The following is a 10,197-nucleotide window of genomic DNA, read 5'->3' as shown; positions in this document are numbered from 1 at the left end:
AGGTAAACAACGCGGCGAAGCGCTTCATGAGCGGGGAGGCCCGCTCACGCTTCCAGGCCAGGGCCAGGTCGACGTGCGGGGGATCATCGAGCTCGCGGAACACCAGGCCGGGCATCGAGAGTGCGCCGCGGGGCACGGGGATGAGTGCAATGCCCGTCCCGCCGGCGACGAGGGCCAACACGGTGGACGTCTCGGTGGCCTCCTGCACGATCGACGGCTGAAACCCGAGCTTGGCGCAGGCCTCCGCGATGGTGAGGGCGGTCGCCGAGGTCACGGGATAGCTCACCACGGGCTCCCCCCGGATACTGGCCAGGGAGACGACACCGGTCGAGGCCAGCGGTGAATCCTCCGGGAGGGCGATGACCAGCCGATCGTGCGCGAGGAGGGTGAGCCGGAGCTGCACGGATTCGGTGGGCGGGCGCAACACGGCGACGTCGAGGCGCTCCTCCTCGAGCGCGAGCACCATCTCCGGGGTCAGCATCTCACCCTGCAGAGAAAGCTGGACGCTCGGTAACTCGCGTCGCGCGCGGGCAATGATTGCCGGCATCCGCTGATAGGCCACCGAGCCGCAAAAGCCGACCCGGAGCACCCCGGAGACCCCCTGGCCCATGAGCCCCACGTCGGAAACGAGCGTCGTCGCTTCGCGGAGCAGGAGCCGACCCCGTGCCAAGAGCAGCTCGCCCGCGGGAGTGAGCTCGACGCGGCGTGTGGTGCGGACGAACAGCTGCGCCTGAAGTTCGTGCTCCAGGAGCTTGATCTGCTGGGACAGCGGCGGCTGCGTCATGTGGAGGCGTGTCGCCGCTCGGCCGAAGTGCTGTTCTTCGGCCACCGCCACAAAGTACCGAAGCTTGGTTAGGTCCATGCCCGATCCTCTCCCAGGCGGGACCGCAGGAGGCGGCCCCCTGCCCGTTCAGCCTAGGACGGGCCACGGTGCAGGGGAAGGACCGGTTCCGGACGCGACTGAGTCGCGACGCGACCGGGTCCTGGCGGAACTGGCAGAGGCCCCCTCCCCTCAACGGGGTGGGGGCCTCTGACGTGGCTGCCTCGGAGCGGCTAGGCGGCGCCGCCCTGCTCGGCGACGCGTCCCAGCACGCCGTTGACGAACTTTGCCGAGTCCTCCGTGGAGAGGCTCTTGGCCAGCTCCACGGCCTCGTCAATGGCGACGGCGGCGGGGATCTCGGGGTTGTGCAGGATCTCCCAGCTGGCGAGGCGCAGGATGGCGCGGTCAACCGCGGGCATCCGGTCCAGGGTCCACCCGTGAGCGAGATCGCCGATCAGGCCGTCGATCTCGTCGCGGTGGTCGTGCACCCCGTCAACGATCTCGCGCGCGTAGAGCCAGCTCGCGAGGCGATCCGGTTCCCCAGCCGCGCGGGCGGCCTCGGTGCGGACGATCTCGTCGAGGCTGAGCTCGCGCAGATCGGCCTGGTACAGCAGGTCCAGCGCGCGCTTGCGCGCCTTGCTTCGTGCCGACATCTAGTCGTTCACGCGGCCCAGGTAGTCACCCGTGCGGGTGTCCACCTTGACCTTGACGCCGGCGTTGAGGAACAGCGGGACGTGGATCTCGGCCCCGGTCTCGACGGTGGCGGGCTTGGTGCCGCCGGTGGAGCGATCGCCCTGCAGGCCGGGCTCGGTGTAGGTGATCTCGAGGACCACGGATGCGGGCAGCTCCAGGTAGAGGGGCTCGCCCTCGTGCAGCGCGATCTGCACGTTCTGGTTCTCCAGCATGTAGTTCTTGGCGTCGCCGACGACGACGGGCGACACCGTCAGCTGGTCGTAGTCAGAGAGGTCCATGAAGACGAAGTCAGCGCCGTCCTGGTACAGGTACTGGAAGTCGCGGCGGTCGACGTTCGCCGTCTCGATCTTCGCCCCGGCGTTGTAGGTCTTGTCCACGGTCTTGCCCGTGACGACGTTCTTCATCTTGGTGCGCACGAAGGCGCCGCCCTTGCCCGGCTTGACGTGCTGGAACTCGGTCACCGACCAGAGCTGGCCATCAATTTTGATGACGGTGCCGTTCTTGATGTCGTTTGAGGTTGCCATATCGGTGCGTTTCCATCTTTCGTGTCGTGCGGATCGGGCCGGACATCGGCCGGGTCCGTGCTGAGCAGTACGAGTTTACTGCCTTGGCGGCCGTTCACCCAATGGCGCGGAGGGCGAGCCGGTACGAGTCGAAGCCGAAACCGGCGATCACCCCGCTCGCAATGCCGGAAATGGTGCTCGTGTGCCGAAATTCCTCCCGCCGGTGCGGGTTCGTGATGTGCACCTCGATGAGGGGCAGGCCGGCCTCGGCGACCATCGCCGCGGCGTCGCGCATGCCGTAGCTGTAGTGCGTGAAGGCGGCCGGGTTCAGGATGACCGGGCAGCCGTTTCGGAACGCCTCGTGCAGCCAGCCGATGATCTCGGCCTCGCTGTCAGTCTGACGCAGGTCGACGGTGTGCCGCTCCCCCGCGTCCGCGACGAGCGCGGCGCGCAGATCATCCAGGTTCGCGCTGCCGTACACCTCGGGCTCGCGAACGCCGAGCATGCCAAGGTTCGGGCCGTTCAAAACCATCACGTGTGCCATGCCGACAGTCTAGCGATCCGAGCCCGCGCACCGCCCGGAGTGGCGCGGGCCCGCCCCGCTGCGCTACGGTTTCCAGGTTGCCTACCTACCGGTAGGCAGAGTTTCGATCCCGATCACATCCCCCGAGGAGCCACCTGCCATGATGACCACCCGGCGACGCCGCAGCCCTGGCGGCTGGTTCGCCGTCTCCCTCGCCCTCGTGACCGTGCTCGGCCCCGCGGGCACGGATATGTTCCTCGCCTCCCTGCCGGATATCGTCGCCGAGTTTTCCGCGACGGCCGCGTCGGGCCAGCTCACGCTGACCGTGTACCTGCTCGCGATGGGGGCGGGGCAGCTCGTCTTCGGGCCGATCACCGACGCCTTCGGTCGTCGCATCCCCCTCCTCGTCGCGCTCCTCGCGTTCCTGCTGGCCTCCGTCTGGGCGGCAGCCAGCCCGGACATGGCTGCGCTGCTCGCGGCGCGCACGGTGCAGGGCCTCGCGGCGGCGCTCACCCTCGTGGTCGCGCTCAGCATGGTCCGGGACGCGGCGAGCGGGGCGCGCGCCGCCCAGCTGTTCGCCCTGCTCATGACCATCGAGGGGCTCGCTCCCGTGCTCGCGCCGAGCCTCGGTGGCGTCGTCGACGAGCGCTTCGGGTGGCGCGCCGTGCTGCTCGTCCTCGCGGGCCTCGCCGCGATCGCCCTCGCCAACACCGCGCTGACCCTGCCCGAGACCCTGCCCCGGGGCTCGCGGTCCTCCGTCCGGCCCGCGGCCGTCTTGCGCACCTACGCGCGGATCGCCCGGGACGGGAACTTCCTGCTGCCGACCCTCGGCCTGTCCGCCGTGTTCTTTTTCCTGTTCGGCTACATCGGCGGCGCACCCTTCATCTACCAGGAGCGCTTCGGGCTCGACGCAACCGGCTTCGGGCTCGTCTTCGGCGGAACCGGGATCACGGTCATGCTCGGTGCCATCGTTGCCGGGCGCACCGTGACCCGCTGGGGAGCGGCACGGCTCGCGCTCGCGGGCACCGTCACCGTATTCGCCGGTGCGGTGCTCGCCGTCGGCCTGACCCTGGCGGGGGCGGGGCTGCTCGGCGTGGTGATCGGAATGGGGGTCGCACTGTTCGGCATCGGCGTCGCCGAGGCGACCCTGATGTCGCTCGCGATGGCGTCGCAGGACACCTCGCTCGGCTCCACCGCCGCGCTGCTCGGCGCCTTCCAGCTCATGATTTCCTCGGCGGCGACCCCCCTCGCGGGGGCGACGGTCCCCTCGGGCCCCGTGCCCTGGCTCGCCTTCCTCGTCGCCGCCGGCGCGATCGCGGTTGCTATCGTTGCGGTGAGCGCCTCCCGCGCCAAGAACGGAGCCCAGGCATGACACGGACCCGCGCAATCCCGGAGCCAAGCGCCCTCACCCCCTCGGCGGAGCGCATCTGCGCGGCCGCGGTCACCCACTTCGCCGACGCTGGCTACGATGGCTCCTCGCTGACCACCATCGGCGCGCTCGCGGGCATGCGCAAGGCGTCCCTCTACGCGCACTTTGCGAACAAGGACGCCCTCTTCGCCGAGGTGCTGGCCATCGCGATCCGCGAGGAACTGCGCGCAGCCCGGGACAGCTTCGACGCCGCGCCCAGCCACGGGCTCCCGGGTGGCGAGTACCTTGCGGGCCTGGAGCCCCGCTACGCAGCCTCAGCGCATTACCGCTTCCTGCTGCGCACGGTCTATGCGCCGCCCGCCGCGCTGCGTGAGGAGATCATCGCCGCCTACCGCGGCTTCGAGGACGCGATTCGTGAGCTCTTCGTGCGGGCCCTGCCCGAAGCGCTCAGCCCGCAGCGCGCCGAAACGCTGACGCATGCCTACCTCGGGGTCATCGACAGCCTGCAGGTCGAGCTCGTCTTCCACTCGCCCGAGGCCTATGCGGCGCGGCGGGCGGCGCTCTGGGCCGTGCTTGGCTCCTACGCTGACGCCGCCCTCGGCGAGGCCGGGACATCCGCTTCCCGCTGAGCCGCAGCGTCCTAAACGCACCGCGCCGCCGCACGCGCAGGGCGTGCGGCGGCGCGTGCCAGGGATGCGGCTAGTTTGCGATCTCCTGGTAGGCCATGAACAGCAGCGAGTCGTCGGTGCCCGCGAGGATGCCGGGCTTGCCGATACCGTCGAGCACGACGAAGCGCAGCATGCCCGCCCGCGCCTTCTTGTCCCGCTGCATCGTGGCGAGCAGCCCGGGCCAGCGGCCGATCGGGTACTGCAGGGGCAGGGTGAGCGAGCCGAGAATCGTGCGGTGCCGCTCGACCTCCGCGTCGCTCAGCGCCCCGGTGATCCGGCCGAGCTCGGCCGCAAACATCATGCCGACCGAGATCGCGGCGCCGTGCCGCCACTGATAGCGCTCCGCGTGCTCGACCGCGTGCCCCAGCGTGTGGCCGTAGTTCAGGTACTCGCGCACCCCGTCCTCGCGGAAGTCCTGGGAGACGATGGTTGCCTTCACCCCGATCGCGAGCTCGATCGCGCGGCGGAACTGCGGCGTCCCCGGGTCGATCGTCGCGTCCAGCTCGTGCTCCAGGAGGTCCAGGATCTCGGGCTCGGCGATGAAGCCGCACTTTGCGACCTCGGCGAAGCCCGCGCGGATCTCGTTGAGCGGCAGCGTGGCCAGCAGGTCCAGGTCGCAGATCACCGCGGCTGGCGCGTAGAAGGCGCCGACGAGGTTCTTGCCCTCGGTCGTGTTAATGCCGGTCTTGCCGCCCACCGAGGCGTCGACCATGCCGAGCACGCTCGTCGGCACCTGCACGAGGCGCACCCCGCGCAGCCAGGTGGCCGCGACGAAGCCCGCGAGGTCCGTGACCGCCCCGCCGCCGAGGCCGATGATCGCATCGGTGCGCGTGAAGTCGCTCTTGCCGAGGATCTCCCAGCAGAACGCCGCGACCTCGATCCGCTTCGCGGACTCGGCGTCAGGCACCTCCGCGAGCAACACCTGCTCGTAGCTCGGCGCGAGGAACTCGCGCAGTTCCTCGGCGAAACGGCCGACGGTCGGCGAGTGCACGATCAGGATCTTGCTCGCGCGCTCCCCCACGGCCTGGCGCACCGTTCCGGAGAGCCCGCGCCCCACGGTCACCGTGTATTCGCGTTCCCCGGTCACCGGGATCAGGGTGAGGTCGGTGCCCGAATCGCTCGCGGCGGGCTCGGGGGTCTGGGGGCTCTGCTCGCTGTGCTCAGTCATGCTGCTCGTCTTTCGCTTCTCCGTGAATCGGCTCCGCCGGGGCGTGGTTCGCTCGGAACCACGCGGTGATCTCGGCGGCGATGTGTTCCTTTGGGCGTCGCTCCGATGCCCAGGTCTGGTCCGCGACCTCGCGGTACAGGGGCAGGCGCTCCGCGTAGATGCGCCCCCAGGCTTCCGGGTCGTCCTTGAGCAGGGGACGCTTGTCCAGGTTGGTGCGGCTCAGCACCGCCTCCTGCGTGGTCGTGAGGAGCACCACGGGGAAGCCGCGCAGGAGCTGCCGGGTCGCCGAGCTGAGCACGGCTCCCCCGCCGAGGGACACGATGCGCCCTGCGCCGCCCGTGAGCGCCGAGCGTACGGCCTCCTCCTCCAGCGCACGGAAGTGGGCTTCCCCGTGCTCGGCGAAGATCTCCGTGATGGGGCCGTGTCCGGCAACGATCCGCGCGTCGGTGTCGTGAAACTCCCAGCCCAGCTCACGGGCCACGCGGCGGCCGATGCTCGTCTTGCCCGCGGCCATCGGCCCGACGAACACGAGCGCGGATGCCGCGCTCGCCTCGGGGATCGCCGGGGACCCGGTCACGGCCGGGGCTCGGTGCCCGAGATCTGCGTGCGCAGGGTCTCGGGGATCGCGGCGAGGTAGGCCTCAAGATTGCGCCGGGTCTCGGCGACGCTGTCGCCGCCGAACTTCTCCAGCACCGCGTTCGCGAGGACCAGGATCACCATCGCCTCCGCGACCACGCCCGCGGCGGGCACGGCGCACACGTCGCTGCGCTGGTGGTGCGCCTTCGCGTCCTCGCCCGTGGCGACGTCGACCGTGGGCAGCGAGTGCGGGACGGTCGCGATGGGCTTCATGCCTGCCCGGACCCGAAGCACGGTGCCCGTGGACATGCCGCCCTCGATGCCGCCGGCCCGGTCCGTGTCGCGCACGATCCGGCCCGAGCTCATCCGCAGCTCGTCGTGGGCGACGGAGCCGCGGCGGCGGGTGGTCTCGAAGCCGTCGCCGACCTCGACGCCCTTGATGGCCTGGATGCCCATGAGCGCGGCGGCGAGCTGGGAGTCGAGGCGACGGTCCCAGTGCACGTGCGAGCCGAGCCCCGGGGGCAGCCCGTAGGCGAGCACCTCCACGACGCCGCCGACGGTGTCGCCGGACTTCTTCGTGTCGTCCACCTCGGCGACCATGCGCGCGCTCGTGGCCGCGTCAAAGCAGCGCAGCGGATCGGCGTCCAGGGCATCAACGTCTTCGGGTCGCGGGAGCAGCGCCGAGTCCGGCACCGTCACCGGCCCGATCGCGATGGTGTGGCTGACGAGGGTGATCCCCAGCTCTGCGAGGAACTTGCGACCGATCGCACCGAGGGCGACCCGGGCCGCGGTCTCGCGGGCGCTCGCGCGCTCCAGGATCAACCGGGACTCCTCGAAGCCGTACTTTTGCATGCCGACGAGGTCGGCGTGCCCCGGGCGGGGCCGGGTCAGAGGCGCGCCGCGTCCGCGGCTCTTCTCGGAGAGTTCCGTGGGCTCGGGGCTCATGACCTCGGTCCACTTCGGCCACTCCGTGTTGCCAATGCGCACCGCGATGGGGCTCCCGATCGTGCTGCCCTGCACGACTCCGGTGGACAGGCTGAGCGCGTCCTCCTCAAATTTCATCCGGGAACCGCGGCCATAGCCGAGTTTCCGGCGCGCGAGCTCCGCGCGGAGATCGTCGAGCGCCACGGGGACGCCGGAGGGAAGACCCTCAAGGAGGGCAATGAGTTCTGGGCCGTGGGATTCCCCGGCGGTGAGCCAACGAAGCATGATCGCTATTCTTCCATACCCGCCGCGCGCATTGCGCCGAGCACCGCGTCCTCGTCGGGCAGGGCCCGCTCCGGGTCGCCGAAGACGAAGATCCGAATCTGCGCGAGGGCCTGCCAGACGAGCATGTCCACCCCGGACCCGGCAACGCCGCCCGCCTCGGACCAGCCGCGCGCGAGCGCGCTCGGCCAGGGATCGTAGGCGACGTCAAAGAGCGGGCTTCGCTCGCGCAGGGATGCGGCGACGCTCAGCTCGGCCCCGGCGGTGCCGGGCAGCGTGCTGATGACGAGGTCTCTCGTTTCGTCACCGCCGGGCGTGGCGAGCCGGCCCAGATCCCCCGCGCTGCGACTGAGGCCGGGCTGCGGGATCCGAGCGAGCAACGCTTCGGCGCGCTCGGGGCGGCGGGCCAGGAGCTCGATGTGCTCCGCGCCCAGGCGTTCGGCGGCGAGCAGGGCCGAGACGGCGGTGGCTCCCGCGCCGAGCACGGTCACCCGCCGGGGTGGGTCGGCACGCCCCTGTCGGCTGCGCAGATCGCGGATCGCCCGCTCCAGGCCACAGACATCCGTGTTCCAGCCGTGCCACATCCCCGTGACCGCGTCGCGGCGCAGGGTGTTCACGACTCCGGAGCGCTCGGCGACCCGATCGAGCGAGGCCGCCAGGCGGCAGGCCTCGTCCTTGAGCGGCATGGTCAGCGAGAGCCCCAGCCAGTCGTCGCCGAGTCCGGCCAGGAATCCGGCAAGCTCAGCCGCAACGATCTCGTGCCGCCCGTAGGCCCAGTCCAGGCCGAGGGCGCGGTAGGCAGCGGCGTGAATCTGGGGCGAGCGGGAGTGCGCGATGGGCGAGCCGAGCACCGCGAGCTGGCGGCCCGGCTCCCCTAGCATCCGTAGTCCGGGTTGGCGGAGCACCACTCCACGAGCTTCTTCGTTGCCTGCTCGTGGTCCTCGAGCGTGGTCGTGAACTCGGAGGCCCCCGTGCTCATGTCGACGGCGACGAAGTACAGCCAGTCGCCCGGCTCGGGGGCGAGCACGGCCTGGATGGCGGCCTCGCCGGGGTTTGCGATGGGCCCGACGGGCAGCCCCGTGTGCTTATAGGTGTTCCAGGCGTTCTCGTCGGCGAGGGCCTCGTCGCTCGACCACACCACGCCGCTCTGTTCGCCGACCCCGTACTGCGCGGTCGAGTCCATGCCCAGCTTCATGTCAATCGCGAGCCGGTTCTCGATCACGCGGGCGACCTTGCCCATGTCCTCGGCGCGCCCCGCCTCGCGCTCCACCATCGCCGCCTTGTTGAGGACGGTTTCGCGCTCGGCCTCCGGCACGCCGTTGCGGTCGAGGACCCCGACCATCTCGGTGACGAGGCGCTGGATTGCCTGCGTCGCGGTCGTGTTCGGCTCAAACTCGTAGGTGGCGGGGAACAGCCAGCCCTCCAGGCTCGGCACGTTCTCGGGAAGCCCGAAGGCCTGCGGATCGGCCGAGGCCGCGGTGAACTCCTCGACGGGCACGTCAATTGCCGCGCTCAGGTATTCGAAGACCTGGGCCGCGTTCTTGCCCTCCGGGATGACCGCCTTCATTTCCATGCGGTTGGCCGGATCGAGGAGCGCGGCCACGGCGGCCTGGGGGCTCATCTTGTTGCGCATCAGGAACGCGCCCGGCTGGAACTGCGCGTCGGGCTCCTCCCGAATGAGGTACTCGTTAAAGCCCTCTGCGGTCTTCACGACGCCGTTCTCGGCGAGGGTCTGCGCAATGTCGGCCCCGATATCCCCGGACTTCACCGTGATGACGACCTCGCCCTCCCCCGCGCCGTCGTAGTTCAGCTCGACCATGCCGAGCGCGCGCTGGATCTGGGGGCCGTAGCTGGACCACAGCACCGCAACCCCGGCTCCGAGACCGCCGAGGAGCACGACCGTGACGATGACGCTGATAAGGATCCGCCGGCGACGGCTGGACGGCTGAGACACAAAAGCTCCTGGGGGGTTATCCCGTTCGGGACGGGCGGCGGAAACGAGGTCGAGCGACGCGGCCGGTGACGGGGTCAGCTTCCGCGATGACGGTGACTCAGAGAGATTCTAGGGGGTTTTCCCGCGATTGCGCAGGGAGCGATTCCGCTGCCCCGTCGGATCCGGCGTCCGCGCCAGCCACGTTCTCGCCCGGGGCGATGCCTCGGCTCCGCTCCGCGTCGAGGGCGTGTTGCAGGATCACCACCGCCGCCGCCTGATCGATGATCGCGCGGGAGCCCTTCGTGTTTTTTCCTGCGCTGCGGAGCTGTCCCTGTGCGGACACCGTGGACAGGCGCTCATCAACGAGGCGGACCGGAACGCCGGAGGCCCGGGCAAGGACCGCGGCGAAGTCGGCGGCGTCCTCGGTGGACGGGGTACGTTCACCGCGCATGTTGAGCGGCAGGCCAACGACCAGTTCGATTGCCTCAGCCTCGTGCGCCAACGCGATGATCCGCGCCACGTCGGCGGAGCCGGTGCGCGCCCGCGGCACCGTCTCCACCGGGGTGGCAAGCATCCCGTGGGGGTCGCAGCGGGCGACGCCGATCCGAGCCTTGCCGACGTCGACGCCGAGTCTGACGCCCGGCCTCACGCGCCAGCCCGGAGGGCTTCGGCGAGATCGGCGAGCGCCGCATCGATCTTCGAGGGGTCCGTACCGCCGCCCTGCGCCAGGTCGTCCTT

Annotated in this window: 12 protein-coding genes; 2 read left to right on the top strand and 10 right to left on the bottom strand. The window is 70.5% G+C overall.

The features are described from left to right. The 4 genes from OOT08_RS16455 to OOT08_RS16440 form a co-directional block, all read right to left on the bottom strand. On the bottom strand, positions 1 to 862 hold an 862-nt coding region (locus tag OOT08_RS16455; protein WP_325093910.1), incomplete at its 3' end, for a LysR substrate-binding domain-containing protein. A 191-nt stretch (positions 863 to 1,053) separates the two neighbouring features. Continuing rightward, the gene (gene nusB, locus OOT08_RS16450; RefSeq protein WP_325093909.1) at positions 1,054 to 1,473 is read right to left on the bottom strand and encodes a transcription antitermination factor NusB; all 420 of its coding nucleotides are present in this window, start codon (positions 1,471 to 1,473) and stop codon (positions 1,054 to 1,056) included. Beyond that, the gene (gene efp / locus OOT08_RS16445; RefSeq protein ID WP_325093907.1) at positions 1,474 to 2,037 is read right to left on the bottom strand and encodes an elongation factor P; all 564 of its coding nucleotides are present in this window, start codon (positions 2,035 to 2,037) and stop codon (positions 1,474 to 1,476) included. A 94-nt stretch (positions 2,038 to 2,131) separates the two neighbouring features. Next, positions 2,132 to 2,560 (bottom strand): type II 3-dehydroquinate dehydratase, encoded by a 429-nt coding sequence (locus tag OOT08_RS16440; RefSeq protein ID WP_325093906.1) that lies wholly within the window; start codon positions 2,558 to 2,560, stop codon positions 2,132 to 2,134. 139 nt (positions 2,561 to 2,699) lie between these two features. On the opposite strand from OOT08_RS16440, the gene OOT08_RS16435 reads away from it, so the two are divergent. Next, positions 2,700 to 3,911 carry a Bcr/CflA family efflux MFS transporter gene (locus OOT08_RS16435; protein WP_325093904.1) on the top strand — a complete coding sequence of 404 codons (1,212 nt, stop codon included), beginning with the start codon at positions 2,700 to 2,702 and terminating at the stop codon, positions 3,909 to 3,911. Continuing rightward, complete coding sequence (locus OOT08_RS16430; RefSeq protein ID WP_325093902.1) at positions 3,908 to 4,537, top strand: TetR/AcrR family transcriptional regulator; 630 nt, start codon at positions 3,908 to 3,910, stop codon at positions 4,535 to 4,537. The genes OOT08_RS16435 and OOT08_RS16430 overlap by 4 nt, the downstream gene beginning before the upstream one ends. A gap of 70 nt (positions 4,538 to 4,607) precedes the next feature. Here the strand turns inward: OOT08_RS16430 and aroB are convergent, their stop codons facing one another. The 6 genes from aroB to ruvX form a co-directional block, all read right to left on the bottom strand. Continuing rightward, positions 4,608 to 5,744 carry a 3-dehydroquinate synthase gene (gene aroB, locus OOT08_RS16425; protein ID WP_325093901.1) on the bottom strand — a complete coding sequence of 379 codons (1,137 nt, stop codon included), beginning with the start codon at positions 5,742 to 5,744 and terminating at the stop codon, positions 4,608 to 4,610. Further along, on the bottom strand, positions 5,737 to 6,321 hold the full coding sequence (locus OOT08_RS16420; RefSeq protein ID WP_325093900.1) for a shikimate kinase: 585 nt from the start codon (positions 6,319 to 6,321) through the stop codon (positions 5,737 to 5,739). The genes aroB and OOT08_RS16420 overlap by 8 nt, the downstream gene beginning before the upstream one ends. Continuing rightward, positions 6,318 to 7,529, bottom strand: coding sequence for a chorismate synthase (aroC, locus tag OOT08_RS16415; RefSeq protein ID WP_325093899.1), 1,212 nt, complete (start codon positions 7,527 to 7,529; stop codon positions 6,318 to 6,320). Before aroC ends, OOT08_RS16420 begins: the two co-directional genes overlap by 4 nt. A 5-nt stretch (positions 7,530 to 7,534) precedes the next feature. Further along, entirely contained in the window at positions 7,535 to 8,431 is an 897-nt protein-coding gene (locus OOT08_RS16410; protein ID WP_325093898.1) for a shikimate dehydrogenase family protein, read from the bottom strand. Then, on the bottom strand, positions 8,401 to 9,480 hold the full coding sequence (mltG, locus tag OOT08_RS16405; protein WP_325093896.1) for an endolytic transglycosylase MltG: 1,080 nt from the start codon (positions 9,478 to 9,480) through the stop codon (positions 8,401 to 8,403). The genes OOT08_RS16410 and mltG overlap by 31 nt, the downstream gene beginning before the upstream one ends. Positions 9,481 to 9,577: 97 nt before the next feature. Next, positions 9,578 to 10,108 (bottom strand): Holliday junction resolvase RuvX, encoded by a 531-nt coding sequence (ruvX, locus tag OOT08_RS16400; protein WP_325093894.1) that lies wholly within the window; start codon positions 10,106 to 10,108, stop codon positions 9,578 to 9,580. Positions 10,109 to 10,197: the final 89 nt, after the last annotated feature.

Origin of the sequence: Leucobacter sp. M11, assembly GCF_035726885.1 — a bacterium.
Taxonomy (GTDB): Bacteria; Actinomycetota; Actinomycetes; order Actinomycetales; family Microbacteriaceae; genus JAPFRB01.
This window is presented reverse-complemented; position numbering and strand designations above follow the sequence as displayed.